19 protein-coding genes are annotated in these 19,901 nt (G+C 47.8%); 1 reads left to right on the top strand and 18 read right to left on the bottom strand.

Features of this window, described 5'->3' with window-relative positions; translation table 11 throughout:
- Positions 1-7: 7 nt before the first annotated feature.
- From CI595_RS08620 to CI595_RS08595, 6 genes are read right to left on the bottom strand one after another with little or no spacing between them, the layout of a single operon-like run.
- Positions 8-589, bottom strand: a complete 582-nt coding sequence (locus CI595_RS08620) for an electron transport complex protein RnfA (protein ID WP_018597988.1) — start codon at positions 587-589, stop codon at positions 8-10.
- A 12-nt stretch (positions 590-601) separates the two neighbouring features.
- Positions 602-1,303: an electron transport complex subunit RsxE gene (gene rsxE / locus CI595_RS08615; protein ID WP_095172859.1), complete on the bottom strand. Its 702-nt coding sequence runs from the start codon at positions 1,301-1,303 to the stop codon at positions 602-604.
- A 1-nt stretch (position 1,304) separates the two neighbouring features.
- Positions 1,305-1,919 (bottom strand): RnfABCDGE type electron transport complex subunit G, encoded by a 615-nt coding sequence (locus CI595_RS08610; protein ID WP_095172858.1) that lies wholly within the window; start codon positions 1,917-1,919, stop codon positions 1,305-1,307.
- Positions 1,916-2,875 carry an RnfABCDGE type electron transport complex subunit D gene (locus tag CI595_RS08605; protein WP_095172857.1) on the bottom strand — a complete coding sequence of 320 codons (960 nt, stop codon included), beginning with the start codon at positions 2,873-2,875 and terminating at the stop codon, positions 1,916-1,918. Before CI595_RS08605 ends, CI595_RS08610 begins: the two co-directional genes overlap by 4 nt.
- Positions 2,876-2,887: 12 nt before the next feature.
- Complete coding sequence (gene rsxC, locus CI595_RS08600; RefSeq protein WP_095172856.1) at positions 2,888-4,210, bottom strand: electron transport complex subunit RsxC; 1,323 nt, start codon at positions 4,208-4,210, stop codon at positions 2,888-2,890.
- Between the two features lie 39 nt (positions 4,211-4,249).
- Positions 4,250-5,149: a putative ABC transporter permease gene (locus CI595_RS08595; RefSeq protein WP_095172855.1), complete on the bottom strand. Its 900-nt coding sequence runs from the start codon at positions 5,147-5,149 to the stop codon at positions 4,250-4,252.
- Between the two features lie 176 nt (positions 5,150-5,325).
- On the opposite strand from CI595_RS08595, the gene CI595_RS08590 reads away from it, so the two are divergent.
- Complete coding sequence (locus CI595_RS08590; protein WP_162291835.1) at positions 5,326-6,441, top strand: ribonuclease H-like domain-containing protein; 1,116 nt, start codon at positions 5,326-5,328, stop codon at positions 6,439-6,441.
- Between the two features lie 105 nt (positions 6,442-6,546).
- Here the strand turns inward: CI595_RS08590 and rpsA are convergent, their stop codons facing one another.
- From rpsA to trpB, 12 genes are all read right to left on the bottom strand, one after another.
- Positions 6,547-7,641 carry a 30S ribosomal protein S1 gene (gene rpsA, locus CI595_RS08585; protein ID WP_095172853.1) on the bottom strand — a complete coding sequence of 365 codons (1,095 nt, stop codon included), beginning with the start codon at positions 7,639-7,641 and terminating at the stop codon, positions 6,547-6,549.
- Complete coding sequence (gene ispH, locus CI595_RS08580) at positions 7,622-8,473, bottom strand: 4-hydroxy-3-methylbut-2-enyl diphosphate reductase (protein WP_095172852.1); 852 nt, start codon at positions 8,471-8,473, stop codon at positions 7,622-7,624. The genes rpsA and ispH overlap by 20 nt, the downstream gene beginning before the upstream one ends.
- 10 nt (positions 8,474-8,483) lie before the next feature.
- On the bottom strand, positions 8,484-9,152 hold the full coding sequence (gene cmk, locus CI595_RS08575; RefSeq protein ID WP_095172851.1) for a (d)CMP kinase: 669 nt from the start codon (positions 9,150-9,152) through the stop codon (positions 8,484-8,486).
- Between the two features lie 24 nt (positions 9,153-9,176).
- Positions 9,177-10,418, bottom strand: a complete 1,242-nt coding sequence (locus CI595_RS08570) for a BaiN/RdsA family NAD(P)/FAD-dependent oxidoreductase (RefSeq protein WP_095172850.1) — start codon at positions 10,416-10,418, stop codon at positions 9,177-9,179.
- A gap of 95 nt (positions 10,419-10,513) precedes the next feature.
- On the bottom strand, positions 10,514-11,437 hold the full coding sequence (locus tag CI595_RS08565) for a MurR/RpiR family transcriptional regulator (protein WP_095173248.1): 924 nt from the start codon (positions 11,435-11,437) through the stop codon (positions 10,514-10,516).
- 681 nt (positions 11,438-12,118) lie between these two features.
- Entirely contained in the window at positions 12,119-13,531 is a 1,413-nt protein-coding gene (locus tag CI595_RS08555; protein ID WP_095172848.1) for an oxaloacetate decarboxylase subunit alpha, read from the bottom strand.
- Between the two features lie 70 nt (positions 13,532-13,601).
- A complete protein-coding gene (locus tag CI595_RS08550) occupies positions 13,602-14,759 on the bottom strand; it encodes a sodium ion-translocating decarboxylase subunit beta (RefSeq protein WP_095172847.1) in 1,158 nt (385 codons plus the stop codon).
- Positions 14,760-14,875: 116 nt separating this feature from the next.
- Complete coding sequence (locus CI595_RS08545; protein ID WP_095172846.1) at positions 14,876-15,247, bottom strand: biotin/lipoyl-binding carrier protein; 372 nt, start codon at positions 15,245-15,247, stop codon at positions 14,876-14,878.
- An 18-nt stretch (positions 15,248-15,265) separates the two neighbouring features.
- On the bottom strand, positions 15,266-16,033 hold the full coding sequence (locus CI595_RS08540) for an OadG family transporter subunit (RefSeq protein ID WP_095172845.1): 768 nt from the start codon (positions 16,031-16,033) through the stop codon (positions 15,266-15,268).
- Positions 16,034-16,047: 14 nt separating this feature from the next.
- Entirely contained in the window at positions 16,048-17,484 is a 1,437-nt protein-coding gene (locus CI595_RS08535) for an acyl-CoA carboxylase subunit beta (protein ID WP_095172844.1), read from the bottom strand.
- Positions 17,485-17,922: 438 nt separating this feature from the next.
- Positions 17,923-18,705: a tryptophan synthase subunit alpha gene (gene trpA, locus CI595_RS08525; RefSeq protein ID WP_095172842.1), complete on the bottom strand. Its 783-nt coding sequence runs from the start codon at positions 18,703-18,705 to the stop codon at positions 17,923-17,925.
- The gene (trpB, locus tag CI595_RS08520) at positions 18,698-19,882 is read right to left on the bottom strand and encodes a tryptophan synthase subunit beta (RefSeq protein WP_095172841.1); all 1,185 of its coding nucleotides are present in this window, start codon (positions 19,880-19,882) and stop codon (positions 18,698-18,700) included. The genes trpA and trpB overlap by 8 nt, the downstream gene beginning before the upstream one ends.
- Positions 19,883-19,901 lie beyond the last annotated feature (19 nt).

Here is a 19,901-nt window from a genome sequence, read left to right as displayed (position 1 = left end):
CGCCTCCTTAGATTATGCCGGAAAAGCCAAAGAAAGCAATGGCCATCAGACCGGCTGTCAACAGTACCATGGGGAATCCCTGGAAATATTTGGGGATATCATTGTATTCCATCTTCTCACGCAGACCTGCCATAAGTACAATGGAGATGGTAAAGCCGACTGCTGTGGCAAAACCATTTACGGTACTCTGAAGCACGTTGTACTCTTTCTGCACATTGATGACAGCAACACCCAGAACGGCACAGTTTGTTGTGATCAAAGGCAGATATACACCCAGACTCTGATACAGAGCCGGCATGGATTTTTTCAGGAACATCTCCACGAACTGTACCAGAGCTGCAATGACCAGTATGAATACAATGGTCTGCAGAAACTGCATGTTCACGTGGGGATTTGCCAGCAGATACTTATAGATCAGGCTGGTGACCAGGGAGGACAGCGTGATAACAAAGACAACTGCCCCGCCCATACCGGCTGCCGTCTCAATTTTCTTGGAAACGCCGAAGAACGGACACAATCCCAGGAACTGGCTCAGCACAACGTTGTTTACTACCGCCGCGCCGACCGCAATAATCAATAATTCTTTCATGCTCCTATCCTCCTATTTCTTCTCCGTGTTGTCGTAAAATTTGCCGCTGCAGGATTTGTTGCCGCAGGTTGCACAGCCGCCTTCCATACAGTGCACCGGATGCTGCTCTTCCTTTGGTTTCTTATCCTGGATCCTGGCACGCAGAGCCGCCAGAAATGCCAGTACAAAAAAGGCTCCCGGTGCCAGGATGAAGATGGTTGCCGGCTCATAAGCGCCCGGCATGATCTGTACTCCAAACACGGTCCCTGCACCGATCAGCTCACGGAATGCCGCCAGAATGGTAATGGAGAGGGTAAATCCAAGCCCCATACCGATACCGTCGAAAATAGAAGCAACAGGAGTATTCTTGGAAGCAAAGGATTCGGCTCTTCCCAGAATGATACAGTTAACTACAATAAGAGGAATATAGATTCCCAGTGAATCATAGAGCGAAGGGATAAATCCTTCCAGTAAAAGCTCTACCACGGTAACAAAGGATGCCACGATAACAATATACGCAGGCATACGTACCTTATCCGGTATGATATTCCGAAGAAGGGAAATAAACAGATTGGACATCATAAGTACCGCTGTTGTGGTAAGTCCCATGCCAATGCCGTTGATGGCTGCTGTTGTAACTGCCAGAGTCGGACACATACCCAGTACCAGAACAAAGGTAGGGTTTTCCTTGATGATACCGTTATACAGACGCTCCGCAGGTGAATTTTCTCTCATCCTATTCAGCCTCCTCTACACAATACTGGAATGCACACAGACCGGCATTGACACCGCCTGTCATGGCCTTGGATGTGATAGTCGCACCGCTCAAGGCATCAATCTGGCTGTCTGTCTGTGACCCGGTCTTGGTCACTTCAAATTTGTCAACTTTTTTATCTTTAAACTGATCCTTGAATTCATCCTTCTGGGCATTCATGCCGAGGCCGGCGGTCTCGCTGATATCCAGAATTTCAATTCCGTTCAAGGTACCATCACTCTTTATTCCCATTGAAAATGTAATATCTCCGCCGTATCCCTCGGACGTGGTCATGTTGATGGCATATCCCAGCACTTCGCCCTGTGCGTCCACAGCTTTCATCACTTCATTGACGGTCTGCGCTGTGTAGCCATTCTCGGTAAGGTATGCAGACAAATCGGCATCCTCCGCCGGAATATAGGGTTCAAAAGAATCCGCATCTGAGAAAACAGCCATATAAGCTTCCTGTTTTTTCATCTCTTTCTGCTCAGCGATAGGATCCTTTGTGATCTGATATACCAGACCCAAAAGCAGGCCGGAGATCAAAGTGATCGCGGTAAGAATCAGCGTATCTTTTAAAATTGTGCTCTTTTTCATGCTTTCTTACCTCCTTTTCCGAATGCAACCGGCATGGTGACACGCTCAATGAGAGGTACCAGCAGATTACAGAAAATGATGGCATAGGAAACACCTTCCGCTGAACCGCCGAAAATACGGAAAAGCCCGGTAAACACACCGAGACAGACGCCGTAAACCAACTGTCCTTTTTTCGTGATCGGAGTGGTCACATAATCGGTTGCCATGAACCAGGCACCCAGCATCAGACCGCCGCCGAAGAGATGTGCTGCAAGATAGCTCATATCAAAACCATGTCCGCCGAACAGCAGTACAAATACGGCAAAGGTACCGATATAGGTAAGGGGGATTCTGCAGTCGATCACTTTTGTTCCAAGCAGAATGGCTGCACCGATCAAGATAGCCAGTGCAGAGGTCTCACCGATGGTTCCCTGTACATTGCCCAGAAACAGGCTCATAACATCAACGCTCTCCCCTGCTTTTAAGGCTGCCAGAGGGGTAGCACCTGATACCGTATCCACCACTTTGCCCCAGGCATTTTCAGGAACAGCAAAATTTGTCATCCTGCCGGTAAAAGAGATCAAAAGAAAACATCTGGCGGCAAGGGCCGGGTTCATAAAGTTCTGTCCCAGTCCGCCAAAAAGCTGTTTTACCACCAGAACCGCAAACACACCACCGATGACCGGTATCCACCAGGGTGCGGACGGTGGCAGGTTCAGGGCCAGAAGAAGGCCGGTGACAGCTGCACTGTAGTCCTTGATCGTCAGCTTTTTGTGCATAAAATGTTCATAGACTGCCTCTGTTGCCACACATGTTGCCATAGAGATCAAGATCAGCAAAAGCGCGTGAGGCCCAAAATTATAGATACCAAATAAAGCTGCCGGCAGCAGTGCGAGCAGTACCGTGCCCATAATGCCGCTGGTACTCACCTTCGACCGCACATGAGGCGAAGATGAAATATGTAATAAGTCACTCATGTTATTCTCCTCCTACTTTGGCTTTTTCCTGTTGGCAAGAACCATTTTTCTCATGGAACGGACAGACTGGGTCAGAGGCCTTTTAGCCGGACAGACAAAGCTGCAGCAGCCGCACTCCACACACTCCATGCCATTGAATTTCACAAACAGTTCTTCCTGTCCCTCTTCCGCATATGTTGCAAGACGGGAAGGAACCAGCCTTGCGGGACATCCGCTGACACAGCGTCCGCAGTTGATACAGGCCGACTCTTCATTTGCTGCCACCACGTCTTTTGTCAGACACAGGATGGCCGATGAAGTTTTAACAATGGGCACATGATAATCAAACATGGCAAAGCCCATCATAGGGCCGCCGGAGATCACTTTCTCCACAGAGCCTTTAAAGCCCCCGGCTGCCTCGATCAGTTCCGCGAAACTGGTGCCGGTCTTTACCCGGAAGTTCTGGGGATTGGCTATGCCGTCCCCTGTCACGGTGACTATTTTTTCAATTACAGGACGTCCCTCCAAGACAGCCCTGCAGATAGCGCATACCGTATCAACATTGTCCACAACACATCCCACATCCGCGGGAAGCATGGAGGAATTCAGTTCTCTGTCTGTAACGGCATTGATCAGACAGCGCTCTGCGCCCTGTGGGTATTTTGTCTTGAGGGTCTTCACCTCTATACGCGGCTCATCCTTCACAAACTCTGTCATCTTTGCAACACAGTCAGGTTTGTTGTCCTCAATACAGATACAACCCTTTGCATTATCAAAAAGTTTCAGCATGCATTTCAGCCCGCCTACTACCAGCTCAGGCTGCTCCATCATCCGTCGGTAATCTGATGTCAGATAAGGCTCACACTCGGCTCCGTTCACCAGGACATACTCAATTTTGTCCGGTTCCTTCGGAGACAGCTTCACATGGGTGGGGAAACCGGCTCCGCCCATACCGACAACACCGCCGTCCTGAATCTTTTTGATGATCTCCTCTTTGGAAAGAGAATCCAGAGAGTCCACCTTCTGCATTTCAATGCTCTCGTATTTCCCATCATTCTCCACGGTAATGGCATCCACCATATTTCCCATGTTATTCCGTACCTTGCCTACCGCAGTTACGGTACCGGAAACGGATGCGTGGATGGGTGAGGAAACAAAACCTCCCGTCTCAGCAATTTTCTGCCCGGCCAGTACATGGTCACCTTTCGCCACAATGGACTTTGCAGGTGCGCCTATGTGCTGTGATAACGGATAGACCAGCTCTTGTTTCGGCAGGTAATCCGTTATAGGCTTGTCTTTTGACAGTTCTTTTCCATCATAAGGGTGTACGCCGCCCTTAAAGGTTAAAAACGCCATGTGTAGTCCCTCCTTTAATTGAATATTATAAGAAGCCAGTTAATGCTTTTTGGCTTTTCTTTCTTTATGACGCCTGAATTCCGCGCGCAGTCCGGGATAAGCGTGGATCATACGCTTTCCGACAATGTTGGATTTTTTCCTTGCGGACAGATATTTATCTGAAAACTCATCCATACGTCTCTCCAGCTCCGCCTTCTTTTCCATATAATTCTCAGAAAGGGAAAAGCGCTCCTCAAGCAGTTGGGAGAACTCTGATTTCTTGGTGCCGATCTTTTCCGCAGCATCGGCCAGATTGAACGCTCTGATCTCCTCCAGTTTATCCCTGATCTCCTCTTTTGTCTCATATAGTTTTGTAGTCTGCAGGTATGCGGTCAAGTCTTCCAGCATATCCTCCACTCTGGCAAATCTCTTGCTGATGCCAAACGCAGCGACTGCGGAAGTAACAAAATCCGCACCGTACAAAACCGCAACAATACTTACGGCAATGGTTCCGATGGTAACAGGGTAAAGATTGGTCAGCCATTCCACAAAAGGCTGGAACACCTTAAACAGCAGAACGGTGAAGATACCCCAGGCAAGGGAAGAACCGAGACAGATGTACCCGTGAAGGTTGAACTTTTTTTGGCTGTAATCCCACCATCTGGTGTGGAAGATTGTCTCCATCAGCCATCCGGTTATAAATTCCAGCACAGTGGCAACCACCACGCCTCCTATGTAGAGCACCAGAAGATTCTGATCAAAATCCTTCAGGATCAGATAGACGCTGACAGCGCCAAACCCGTAAATGGTACAGAACGGACCATTGATAAATCCTCTGTTCACAGGTTTTTTCGATTTGACGGAAACGTAACAGGATTCCCACACCCAGCCTAAAAAACTGTAGATAAAAAACCAGTTTATGATATAATACAGAGAGATTCCTGCAACTTTTAAATCCATAGATGCCTCCTTCTTATGTCTCTTCAGGGGCATATTTACTATGCATGAATCAAAGGATGCCCCATTTGGTATTTATTACGTCTTTATATAATATAACATTATTTTCAAAAAACTGCTACAATGATTTGTCTATTTTTCGTATTATTTTTGATACAATTAGAAAGGTTATTGTTAAAATGCTAACAAACAAGATATTTAATTATCAATTTATGCCAGAATATGCTAAACACTTTCTTCCTGCAGACATCCGGGAAGATGACTTATTATTTTTTGATATTGAAACAACGGGGCTGAGTCATCATAACAGCCGGGTGTATCTGATCGGGGCCGCACTGTGTACAGATGGTAAATGGGAAATGATACAATTTCTCGCACAAAAGGAGAATGAGGAAGAAGAACTTGCGATGCTGAAAGCCTTTCAGTCGCTGTGCGCCGGGAAAAGCTGTTTTCTGCACTTTAACGGCAGTACCTTTGATCTTCCTTACCTGCAGCACAAATATAGGGGCTATGGGCTCACAGCGCCCTTCACAGATGCCGTATCCGTGGACCTCTACCGCGCGCTTCAGCCTTTCCGCCCGCTTCTTCGGACCGAGAATTTCCGCCAGAGATCCCTGGAACCCCTGTCCGGATACAAAAGAAAGGATACCATGAGCGGAAAGGAACTGATAAAAGTCTACCGCACCTATGCCAAAACAGGCCAGGAACCACTTTTAGACCTTCTGTTTCTTCACAATCATGACGATGTGGAGGGCATGGGCCATCTTCTGGCTTTTGGTTCCCTCCTGGCCCTTTTCCGGGGAGATTTTCAGGTTCCTTCCGTCCGGGAAGTGACAGACAGGACCATGGACGGAAGCCTCCAAAAGGAGATCCTTTTCACATTGAAACTCCCCCTCTCCTTCCCTGTCCCGCTTTCTTTTTCTCTGCCCTGTGCTTACGTCACCGTGGAGAAGGACTGCGGCAAAATGAAAATGCCTCTTTTGGAAGGCACTTTAAAATACTATTATCCTGACTATAAGAATTATTACTATCTTCCTCTGGAGGATGAGGCCGTCCATAAAAGTGTGGGGGTATATGTGGACCCTGCCTGCCGGGAAAAAGCAAAAGCTTCCAACTGCTGCAAAAAAGTAAGCGGTTATTTTCTCCGAGCCTTTGGCACACCCGGTCTTCCTATTTTTAAATCCTCCTATGGCTCCGATGATTCCTATATCCAGTGGACGGACAGCTTTCTCCGAAACCGGGAGATGCAGAAGTCTTTTCTTCACGAATATCTGAAAAGCCAGGCACGTGTCTGACAAAAGGGAAAGAAGACCGGCAGCGAATCTGCTCCGCTGCCGGTCTTTTTATGTTTCAGGACAGAACATGCACACAGCACTTCCGCCACTCTGAATCCATATCTCTTATTCTTCTGTATCATATGCAGCTTCTTCTCTGTCATCAGAAGCCGGCTCCAGAGCTTTCATGCTCAGGCTGATCTTTTTCTCTTCTCCGTTGAAGTCCACAACTTTAGCTGTAACCATCTGTCCTACGGACAATACGTCAGACGGTTTGTCCACGTGTGCTCTGGAAATCTGGGATACGTGCAGTAATGCATCTACGCCCGGCTCCAGCTCGATAAACGCACCGAAATCTGTCATACGTGCGATTCTGCCCTCTACCACATTGCCTGCCGCATATTTCTCTGCTGCATCCAACCATGGATTCTGATCCTCGAATTTCAGGCTCAGAGCAATCTTGTCGCCATTGATATCTTTGATCAGCACTCTGATCGGCTCACCGGCTTTGAATACCTTTTTCGGGTTTTCCACTCTGCCCCAGGACATCTCAGAGATGTGAAGCAGACCGTCAGCTCCGCCCAGATCAATGAACGCACCGAAATCCGTTACATTTTTGATTGTTCCTTCAACCACATCACCCGGATGGATTCTCTCGAACAGCTCTTTCTGCATTTCGGCTTTTTTCGCCATCAGAAGCTGTTTGCGGTCACCGATGATACGGCGTCTTCTCGGGTTGAACTCTGTGATCACAAATTCAATTTCCTGATCCTGATATTTTGTCAGGTCTTTTTCATAGGAATCGGATACCAGACTTGCTGGGATGAACACTCTTGCCTCATCTAAGACAACACTTAAACCGCCATCCAGAACCTGTGTTACTTTTGCTGTCAGGACTTCTTTATTTTCAAAAGCTTCCTCCAGTCTCTTGTTGCCTTTCTCAGCTGCCAGTCTCTTGTATGTCAAGAGAACCTGTCCTTCGCCGTCGTTGACTTTCAGAACTTTTGCCTCCATGGTGTCTCCTACGGAAACTACAGTAGTCAGGTCAAGATTAGAATCGTTGGAATATTCGTTTCTTGTGATGATACCATCTGCTTTATAGCCAATGTTCAGGATAATTTCATCTTCTTTAACACCGATGATAGTACCTTCGACTACCTCCCCATTTCTGATTGTCTTAAATGATTCGTCTAACATCTGTTCAAAACTTAATTCTGACATGTTTTGAAACCTCCTCAATTATTTTATTTGGGGTTGAAGCCCCTGCTGTAATACCTACACATTGAATGGATTGAAAACTATCAGAATCCAAGTCAGCAAGTGTCTGTATATAGTATGTGTTTTTACATACGCCTTTACATATCTCAAACAGCTTTTGGGTGTTTGAGCTATGTTTGCCTCCTATGACAATCATGGCGTCTACTGTCTTTGCAATCTCTGCCGCTTCTGCCTGTCGCTCATTGGTTGCATTGCAAATCGTATTTAAAACAAGTCTATCATACCTCTTTTTGGCTAAAATTTCAACTAGTTCTTGAAAATTCTTGTAATTAAATGTCGTCTGCGAGACAATACATACATTTTCGTGGCCTTCCCGCAGGAAATTTTCAGCCTCTTCCCTGGTTTTGATGACTGTCGAGGGACCTTCACACCAGCCTCGGATCCCCTCTACTTCCGGATGGTCTTTATTTCCTATAATGACAATATGGCGTCCCGCACGGCTTTCCCGTTCCACGATCCTGTGGATCTTCAGCACAAAGGGACAGGTTACATCCACATAGTCCAGCCCTTTTTCCTGAAGCAGCTCGTAAATCTTCCTCGGCACCCCGTGGGAACGGATGATGACAGTTCCTTCAGCAAGAGCCTTAAGCTCCTCCTCACTGTTCAGGACCGATACACCTTTCTTTTCCAAATCTCCCACCACTTCCTCGTTGTGAATGATAGGCCCGTAGGTATATACACCGGCTTGTTTCTCTCCTGCAACCTCATATACTTTTTCCACTGCCCGCTTCACGCCGAAGCAGAAGCCGGCGCTTTTGGCTGTCTTTACTTCCATAGCAGCTCCTTCAGCTTTTTTTATTCTTACAGATCTCCATCATGGCATCCAGGACTTCCTCAATGGTCAGATCAGAGGAATCCAAAAGGACAGCGTCCGCCGCCCTCTTCAAAGGCGAAATTTCCCGGTTCATGTCCTGATGATCCCGCTTCTCAATATCCTCCTCTATCCTGGCCAAATCTGCCTCCATACCCTTTTCCAGATACTCCTTATAGCGTCTGACCGCCCTTGTGTGGACACTGGCTGTGAGATATATTTTAACATCTGCCTTCGGCAGCACGCAGGTACCAATATCCCTGCCGTCCATAACCACATCGGTCCTGGCTGCAAGCTGTCTCTGAAGCTCCACCAGCTTCTCCCTGACTTTGCCGTTCTGTGCGCTTGCGGAGGCCATATTGCCCACCTCCTCGCTCCGTATCAGGCTGCTTACATCCTCACCGTTTAAAAGTACCTTCTGGACACCGCCCTCATGTACAAGGGAGATATCCGCATGCTCACAGGCTTTTTCAATCCCGCTCACATCCTCCGCGGATATTCCCTCCCTCAGCAGATAAAGCGCCATCGCGCGGTACATGGCTCCCGTATCCACATAGATGTAGGAAAGCCTCTTTGCAAACGCTTTGGCTATGGTGCTTTTTCCGGCACCTGCCGGACCGTCAATCGCAATATTAAATGCCATCTTGTTTCTGTCTCCTTTGTACCATTATTCTTTGCTCTCATTTATGGACGAAGCCGCCGCGAAAGCCGTAGACCAGGCGATCTGCAGATTAAATCCACCGGTGACCGCATCCAAATCCAGAACTTCTCCGATAAAATAGAGGCCCCGGACTTTTTTAGACTCCATGGTACCGGGCTGGATCTCCCCGGTCTTCACACCGCCCTGGGTAATAATTGCCTCCTTAAAATCCCGGGTACCGGTGATCGTAAGGGGAAATTCCTTGATCAGGGAAACGAAATGCTGCCTCTCCTCCCTGGTTATCTCATTGACCTTCTTCTCCAAAGGAATTCCGGAGAGCTCCAGCATGACCGGCTCCATCTTCGCAGGGAACAGACCTCCCACAGAGTTCTTAAACTGCCGGTTCCTGTTCTCCTCAAAATCCCGCAGGATCCTGCCATCCAGCTGTTCCCCGGAAAGGGCTGCCTTCACATCAATATATCCCTGCAGTTCCTTTTTCTTTAACCTTTTTGCTATCTTTGAGCTGGCAGTCAGCACCAAAGGCCCTGATATACCAAAGTGTGTAAAAAGAAGCTCTCCGAACTCATCATAGAGCACCTTCTTCCCATCCTTCACAGTAAAGCGCACATTTTTAAGGGCCAGTCCCTGCATCCGGCTTACATACGCCTCCCTGACCTCCAGAGGCACCAGGGCCGGAAGAATCTCCGTCACCGTATGTCCCGCCTCTTTTGCCAAGCGGTAGCCGTCCCCGGTGGAACCTGTGGCCTGATAAGAAAATCCTCCGCAGGCCACGATCACCTTATCTCCGGATATCTCCACTCCATCTGCCAGCCGGATCCCCGCCGCACAGCCATCCTCCAGAAGCAGCTCCTTTACCTCCGTATGCAGATGTACCTTCACACCCGCTGTACGCATCCTTTGCTCCAATGCCCTGATCACATCAGAGGAGTGGTCAGATACCGGGAACACACGGTTTCCTCTCTCTGTTTTGAGCTTAACACCCATGGAGGAAAAAAACGCCATCACATCCTGGCTGGTACATCCGTAATAAGCGCTGTACAAAAATTTCGGATTGGAAACCACCGATTCAAAAAACGTCTCCGGATCACAGTCATTCGTCACATTACAGCGACCTTTTCCCGTGATAAAAAGCTTCTTGCCCAATTTTTCATTTTTTTCAAACACATGCACCTGATGTCCCTTCTCAGCCAGAAACACAGATGCGAACATGCCGGCAGCCCCGCCGCCGATAATGATTATTTTTGCCATTGCAGGCTCCTTTATTCGCGTAATCTAATCGCTGCTGTCCACTCCGTGTACAGCAGCACGCTTCGCCCGGGACAGTGGCGTGCGAACCGTAACCTCTAATCCTCCATGCCGACCGGATTTTTCAGTTCAATATCCTGTCCGTCCGCCATATTGATCTCGTCATTATTATAAACCTGATATTCATCCCAGATTTTCTCCAAATCCTCCAAAGTTGCCACCACTTCTTTCTGCTTGCGCATACACAGTGCCACCACCAGCGCATTGATCACGCTCAAAGGTGCCACCAGGGAATCCACAATAGAAGCCATGTCACTTCTGGCTATCAGATTACAGGAAGAATACAGATTCATAGGAGAATGTATACTGTCAGTCAGGGTGATCACCTTAGCACTTCTGTTATTGGCAAATTCCAGCGCCTTCAAAGTCCGCATGGAATACCTGGGAAAACTGATCCCGATAATAACATCATCCCCACTGATATGGATCATCTGCTCAAACAGCTCGCTGGAGCTGTTCGTATGCATCAGATGTACATGATCAAACAAAAGATTAAAATAAAATCCCAGAAAACTTGCCAGAGGAGCACAGCTTCGTATCCCAACAATATAGATACTCTTCGCCTTCAAAATAGTCTCCACAGCCAGTTCAAAGGCACCGTGGTCAATATGCTCCATGGTCAGTTTAATCTTATCAATATCTGAATGCAGCACCGTATCCAAAATCTCCGACTGAGGAACCCTGCCGTAAGTCACTTCCATTCTCTGGATCGAATTCAGTTTATTCCTCACCAGTTCCTCCAAAGCCTTCTGAAACTCCGGATACCCTTTATACCCCAGATGGATAGCAAAACGCACCACCGTAGACTCACTGACCCCAACCGTCTCCCCCAGCTTAGCAGCCGTCAGAAAAGCGGCCTTATCATAATTATCATTAATATAAGTAGCCAGTTTCTTCTGCCCCTTGCTGAAACTCTGGTACTGCTTATTCATCTTACTGAGTAAATTCTCCGCATTACCCATGTCTGTCCTCTCTTCAAAACATACCCCAAGGTATTTGATCACCATCATTCACAAGCCCCTAAACAAGCCCTCAAAAACAACAGCCTTCCGTAACATATAGACAAATTCTGTCCACACATGGGTTATAATACCACAAATCCAAAAATTTTTCACTAAAAAATTTCAACCGGCCCTTTCACCACAAGATCACAAGTCACTGTACACTCCGTATCCAGTAACACGCTTCGCGATGCACATATATGGAGCATTCTGCCCCATATCGCGCTGGCCGCCTCGGGATTTTCATGCTTTCAGCATGAAAACGCCTCCCTGATTACCTGCCGTAAAACACCAAAAGAACATATAGAAAACATACAATTCCATATATTATCTCTATCACTACCGCAGAACAGCCAAAAACAGGAAGCAAAGGAGGGCGAGCCGGGGGAGGCCATATGCCTGTAAACGATGTCTCAGAGGAGCGTCAGGGAGATCCACCTGCCCCAGTCACTTAATGAAGAGGCCTCTGCCGATGAATTTAGTGAATGGGAGCAGGTTAGCTCCCTGGCAGCGGAACGCTTCGTTCACAGGCATATGGCCTCCCCCGGCTCGCCCTCCTTTGCTTCCGTCCCACTTGCCAAAAAAAGAAAAAGGCAAAGGCCCCGCTCATCACGACACCTTCGCCCTTCCATTTTCAAAACATCAAACAGGATAAGCCCCATTCTCCGTATCCGCAACCTTCGGGTCCACCTTCGTCTTCTGTGCTTCTCTATACTTGAAGAACTCGGTAGCCACCTGCGGGAATAATGCATAAGACAATACGTCCTCTTCCTGTTCGGACCACTGTGCCATTTCACTTCTTAAAGTATCCAGTTCGTCCGGGATCAAATCAGCCGGACGGCAGGTGATCGGCTCTGTATCACCGATACACTTCTTCTGTACTTCAGGATCGAACGGTTTAACCGTAGCACCGTATTTTCCGCTGAGAACGTCCTTTGTCTCTTTTGTGACCATTTTATAGCGCTCGCCCATGATCACGTTGAACACAGCCTGTGTACCAACGATCTGAGAGGACGGAGTAACCAGAGGCGGCTCGCCCAGGTCTTTACGCACTCTCGGCACCTCTTCCAGAACATCGTAGAATTTATCTTCTGCGTGCTGTTCCTTCAACTGGCTGGTCAGGTTGGAGAGCATGCCGCCCGGTACCTGATACAGCAGAGTTTTAATATTAACGCCCAGGTTCTTGGGATTCAGCAGGCCGCTTTCCAGTGCCTCGTCACGGATCGGACGGAAATAGTCAGCGATCTCTGCCAGAAGATTCTGGTCAAAGCCTGTGTCGTAAGGTGTTCCTTTAAAGGTTTCAACCATAACCTCGGTAGCCGGCTGGGATGTTCCCAGGGCAAAGGGAGACATAGCTGTATCAAGTACATCCACGCCTGCCTCTACAGCTTTTAAATAGGTCATGGAAGCCACGCCTGATGTGTAGTGTGTATGAAGCTGGATTGGAATATCAACAGCCTCTTTCAGCGCTGTCACCAGCTCTGTTGCTTTATAAGGCACAAGCAGACCGGCCATATCCTTGATACAGATAGAATTTGCACCCATATCCTCGACTTTTTTAGCCATGTCAACCCAATAATCCATTGTATAGGCATCTCCTAAGGTATAAGATAATGCAACCTGTGCATGTCCCTTTTCTTTGTTGGATGCTTTTACGGCTGTCTGCAGGTTTCTCAGGTCATTCAGACAGTCAAAGATACGGATGATGTCAATACCGTTTGCAATCGATTTCTGCACGAAATACTCTACCACATCATCTGCGTAAGGACGGTATCCCAGGATATTCTGTCCACGGAATAACATCTGCAGTTTTGTATTTTTAAAGCCGTCACGGAATTTACGCAGTCTGTCCCAGGGATCTTCTTTTAAGAAACGCAGGGATGCATCAAAGGTGGCACCCCCCCAGCACTCTACGGAATGGTAACCGACTTTATCCAGTTTATCTACGATCGGCAGCATCTGCTCTGTGGTCATTCTGGTTGCAATCAGAGACTGATGCGCATCACGTAAGATCGTTTCAGTAATCTTAATAGGTTTTTTTACTACCTCTGCCATCTTGTTTTCCTCCTAAAATGTTATTTCAACCCATATAACTCATGACAATAGAAAGTCTGCTTTCTATATATTAAACACCGAAGATTGCCATGAAGGTACCAGCAGCTACCGCAGTACCGATAACACCTGCAACGTTCGGGCCCATTGCATGCATCAGCAGGAAGTTAGTCGGGTCTGCCTCAGCACCAACCTTCTGGGATACACGGGCTGCCATAGGAACAGCAGATACACCGGCAGAACCGATCAACGGGTTGATCTTGCCGCCGGACAGTTTGCACATTAACTTACCAAGAAGCACGCCGCCTGCAGTACCGACTGCGAATGCAACCAGACCTAAAACAACGATTTTCAGAGTATCCAGTTTCAGGAATGCCTCAGCGCTTGTGGAAGCACCTACGGAAGTTCCCAGTAAGATAACTACAATATACATAAGGGCATTGGAAGCTGTCTCGCTCAACTGTTTTACAACACCTGATTCACGGAACAGGTTACCAAGCATTAACATACCAACCAGCGGAGCTGTTGTAGGAAGGATCAGACAAACAACAACGGTGATGATAATCGGGAACAGGATCTTTTCCAGTTTGGAAACCGGACGGAGCTGTTCCATTTTGATCTTTCTTTCCTTCTCAGTTGTGAGAAGTTTCATGATCGGCGGCTGGATGATCGGAACCAGGGACATATAGGAATATGCCGCCACCGCAATGGGTCCCATCAGGACTGTCTGTCCAAGCTTACCTGCCAGGAAGATGGAAGTCGGGCCGTCAGCACCACCGATAATGGAGATAGCGGCTGCTGCCTTTCCGTTGAATCCCATAAAGATTGCCAGGAAGTATGCCATATAGATACCAAGCTGTGCTGCTGCACCCATAAGAAAGCTCTTGGGGTTTGCGATCAGCGGACCAAAGTCTGTCATGGCACCAACGCCCATGAAAATCAGGGACGGAAGAATACTCCATTCATCCATCAGATAAAAATAGTGAAGAAGTCCACCTGCATGCTCGATTCCTGCTGCATCCGTGTATGGCTGCGCCATAATATCAGGATAGATATTAACCAACAGCATACCGAAGGCAATCGGCACCAGAAGAAGCGGTTCAAATCCTTTTTTAATTGCCAGGAAAAGAAAAACAAAGGCAACTAAAATCATAAGGTAATTTCCCCATGTCAGATTGAAAAACGCTGTCTGGTGGAGCAGGTTAGACAGTGTATCTGTAACGTTAGACATTATATTACCTCCCATTGTTCGTATTCGTGACAATAGAAAGTTTTCGATTTGTGCTTTCTATTGTATCAGCAAGATTTATCTCTTAGCTGTCGGGAATTTACAAATGTTTGTAAATTCTAGTTCATGGATGCCAGTGTATCGCCGTTTTCTACGGAGTCACCAACTGCCACGTCAATACTTGCAATGGTACCGTCCTGCGGAGCAACAACCGGAATTTCCATTTTCATGGCTTCCAGGATGATGATGTTGTCACCGGCTTTTACTGCCTGTCCAACATTTGCTTCCACTTTGAATACTTTACCCGGAACAGATGCGGTAACTGCCACTGCGCCTGCTGCAGATGCTGCAGGTTTTGCTGCCGGAGCGGCTTTTGGTGCTGCCTTAGGAGCAGCCTTCGGAGCTGCCACAGGTGCAGCTGCGTTTCCTGCGCCCTCTTCTACTGTTACATCATATGCAACGCCATTAACTGTAATTGTATAAGATTTCATAACCATTTCCTCCTGTGATTAGGCTCTCTGCCAATTTCTTTTTGTTGATTTTCTGATGGAACGAACTACAAAACTGTCTGTAGATGTATTTTCAGATGCCGCGATGGCCGCTGCAATGACTGCGATCAGCTCACCGTCATCCACAACCTCTTCCTCCACTGCTTCCGGAATAACAGGAGCAGCCGGGGCAGCCGGAACGCGAACCTCTTCCGGAGCAGCTTTCTTCTTGCCAAAGGACTCCACAAAGCCCGGAATGTATTTCATTAAGGAAATAACAAAGCAAAGGAAAACCAGCATTACAAAAACAGTACCAACGCCCAGAAGCGTATTCTGTCCTGCCTGTGTCATCTTTTCACCCATTGAATATTGTGGGTCAATGGTCACACTGAGCGGATTGCCGTTTTTATCCAGAGTAAAGATACATACTGCGTCGCGGTTCTCAAATTTACATGACAGTGTCAGCATATAGCTGCCGTCTTTGATCTCCACCTCGCCTTTGTTCGTCTCAACATATGCTCCCAGATCTTCGCCGGCTCCCTCCCATGCACTGGCTGCAGAGGCGCTGAATGCATCATCGCCTTCCATCAGTCCTGCAATGGATTCCTCATCCAGATCCGCAATGTTGCCGACAACGCTGCCAAAGCTCTCCACCAGGGAGTCAACGGTTGCATCGTCCAGCTCTTTTAAACCGCCTGTGGAGTCTTTACTGCTTCCGCAGGCTGTCATAGCCAGCGCGCAGACTCCGATCAGGATCAAACCAATTAATTTTTTCCATTTCTGCTTCATATGCTTCACCTCGCCTAAACCGTGCCGTGTTTCTTACTGGGACGATCTTCTCTCTTTGTGAATAACATTTCAAAAGCACCAATCACATATTTTCTGGTATCTTCTGCCTCGATGATGGCATCCACATAACCTCTCTTGGCAGCAGCCATTGCGCTTGACTGTAAGTCGGCATACTCAGCAGCTTTTTCATTGATGGTGGCAGCATCGCTGTCCGCATACATGATCTTAGCGGCAAGACGCGCGTCCATCATACCGATCTGAGCGCCGGGCCATGCGTATACCATGTCAGCTCCCGTGGATTTGCTGTTCATTGCCAGATATGCACTTCCGAAGGCCTCACCGATCACGATGTTCACTTTCGGTACGGTTGCATTTGTAAATGCGTAAGTAAGCTGTGCGGCAGCTTTAGCGATATTTGCCTCTGCGCACTTTGTTGCTTTGTAGCCTTTTACATTTGTCAGGGACAGTACCGGAATTTCAAAAGCGTCGCAGAATTTAACGAAGTCTGCCGCTTTCTTACATCCTCTTACAGAGAGTACATTGTCAAAGGACTCTGTCTTCTCACCTTCATCGTTGTAAACTTCGCTTCTGTTGGCAACGCAGCCCACCGAAGCACCGTTCAGACGGATAAAGCCTGTCACCATATCTTTTGCATAAGCGGCTTTCACTTCAAAGAACTCATTATTGTCCGCGATCTGGGAAAGTGCGATCGCAGTATCGCCTACACAATTTTCCAGTTCCGGGCATACACGGTTTAAGTCATCCGCGCAGTCTTCGTAAGAAGAGTTGTCTTCGTAGTTGGAAGGCAGCATGGATACCAGCAGTCTCATCTGTGCAAGGATTTCATCCTCACTTCCCAGTACATCCACCAGGCCAGCCTCTTCGCTCTGGTATTTTGCACTGGATGTATCACATTTGGAAATTTCATTTCCCTCTAAAGCGTTGGGGGAGTTTACAAACAGCTTACCGGACTTCTCTTCCATGAAGGTGAAATCGGTAAGAGCCGGAACGATTGCAAGACCGCCGCCGCAGGTTCCGAAGATACCTGTGATCTGTGGGATCACACCGGATGCCATAACCTGCTTGGTGTAAATTTCACCAAAAGCATGCAGAGCATCTGTAGCTTCCTGCAGTCTCAAACCTGCACAGTCCACAAGTCCGATAACCGGAGCGCCTGTCTTCATTGCCAGATCGTAAAGTCTGACAATCTTTTTGGCATGCATTTCACCGATGGTTCCGTTCAGAACGGAAGCGTCCTGGCTGTACACATACACCAGGCTGCCGTCGATGACACCATAACCGGTGATGACACCGTCTGCCGGTGTTTCCTTTTCAGATAAGTTGAAATCTGTGTTTCTTGCTGTGACACAGCCGCCGATCTCAACAAAACTGTTCTCATCAAGTAAAGAAGCAATTCTCTTACTTGCCAAGCTTTGTGCTGTATTACTCATTTATCAGCCCTCCATTTTTTATTATTTACCTGGATTCTGCACGAAAAATCTGCGTGATAATCCGGTTTTCATGCAGAAATCGCCTCCTGGTTTTACTTTGTTGAGTTAAAAGACAAAACCAATTTCTGCCGATTTTAATTGTACCTTGTTTCCGGGGATTTTTCAACAAAAATTTGTGAAATATTTAATTATTACGAATGTTTTTTATAACCGTTCAGACAGGTCTGCGCATTTACTGCGCTGACCGTATGAAAAAGCAGTGCCAGCTTTATCCGGCCCATGGTGAAGCGATTTTTTATAGCTGGATGCGTAACGATTCAGCATGTCTGAACTGTTACTGTTTTTTGTCATACTTGCATAGTGCCCGGCAGCAATACTCTGCCATCTGAAATTTTCTGCACAAAAATGGAGGATGGAATTGCCCATCCTCCGCTGTATTCAGCCATTGGCCCGGTCCACGGCAGTCTTCATCTCTTTTACATACTCCGCTACATGCGGCACACAATCTTTTCCATATTTTGCCACAATTTTAACAATTGCAGACCCCACAATAGCTCCGTCCGAAACTTTTGCCATATCATATGCCTGCTGGGGAGTGGATATACCAAAGCCCACAGCGCAGGGCACATCTGTTGCCTGCCGCACCAATTCCACCATGGAGCCGATATCTGTCTTGATCTCGCTCCTCACACCGGTAACGCCCAGGGAGGAGACGCAGTAGATATAGCCCTTTGCCTCCTTTGCGATCATGGTGATACGCGCATTTGATGTGGGTGCTATCAGAGGGATAATATCAATCCCAAATGCGTCACAGGCTGGTGCCAGCTCCTGTTTTTCCTCATAAGGCATATCCGGAACAATAATGCCGTCAACACCACACTCCACACATTTTTTCATAAAGCGTTCCTTGCCATAAGTAAAAATAGGATTCACATAAGTGAGAAATACAATGGGTACTGTGACTTTATTTCTTGCTCTTTTTATTATATCAAATAATTTATCTGTGGTACAGCCCGCTTTCAGTGCCCTCTCATTTGCCTCCTGGATTACGGGGCCTTCTGCTGTAGGGTCAGAAAAAGGTATGCCTATTTCGATCAGATCTGCCCCTGCCTCCTCCATAGCGTACAGAAGCTGTTCTGTCACCTCAAGTGTTGGGTCTCCGCCTGTGATAAATGGAATAAATGCCTTTTTGTTTTCAAACGCCTGATATATTTTACTCATAAATCTCCACTCCTCTGTACCGTGCAATGGCAGCCACGTCCTTATCGCCTCTGCCTGAAATATTTACCACAATGATCTTGTCCTTATCCATAGCCGGAGCCAGCTTTCTGGCATATGCCACTGCATGGGCACTTTCGATGGCCGGGATGATCCCCTCAGTTCTTGAAAGATATTCAAATGCCTCCACTGCCTCCATATCTGTAATGGGCACATAGTTTGCCCTGCCGGTTTCATTTAAGTTGGCATGTTCCGGTCCGATCCCCGGATAGTCAAGACCTGCCGAGATGGAGTACACCGGGGCGATCTGCCCGTACTCATCCTGGCAGAACAGGGATTTCATGCCATGGAAGACACCCTCTGTCCCTTTGGCTATGGTAGCTGCATGTTTCTCTGTATCCACACCGAGGCCTGCCGCTTCACATCCGATAAGCTGTACCTGCTCATCCGGGATAAATTCATAAAACGCGCCCATGGCATTGCTGCCGCCGCCCACACAGGCGATCACGGCATCCGGGAGTCTGCCCTCTTTTTCCTGCAGCTGCTCTTTGATCTCCTTACCGATGATCTTCTGGAAATCACGCACGATCATAGGGAAGGGATGGGGTCCCATAACAGAACCGAGTACATACAGGGTGTCATCCATCCTTCTGGTCCACTCCCGCATGGTTTCATTGACGGCATCCTTAAGCGTGGCTGTTCCGCTGTCCACAGGATGTACTTTTGCCCCCAAAAGCTCCATGCGGTATACATTCAGCGCCTGGCGGTCCGTGTCCTCCCGTCCCATGAAGACCTCACATTCAAGTCCCATAAGCGCGGCTGCCGTGGCAGTGGCCACACCGTGCTGACCGGCGCCTGTCTCGGCAATGACTCTTGTTTTGCCCATTTTTTTTGCCAGAAGCACCTGGCCCAGAACATTGTTGATCTTGTGAGAGCCGGTATGGTTCAGATCCTCACGTTTCAGATATATTTTGGCTCCGCCCAGATCATTTGTCATTTTCTCCGCGTAATACAGCAGGGACGGACGGCCTGCGTAACTTTTCAGCAGATCGTCCAGCTCTCTGTTAAACTCCGGGTCCTTGCTGTATTTCTTATATGCTTCTTCCAGCTCCTGCACGGCACTCATCAGTGTCTCCGGAATATACTGTCCTCCATAATTTCCAAATCTTCCTTTACTCATGCTTTTCATCCTCTTCCTT

Source organism: Blautia hominis, from assembly GCA_002270465.1.
GTDB lineage: Bacteria > Bacillota > Clostridia > Lachnospirales > Lachnospiraceae > Blautia > Blautia hominis.
This window is presented reverse-complemented; position numbering and strand designations above follow the sequence as displayed.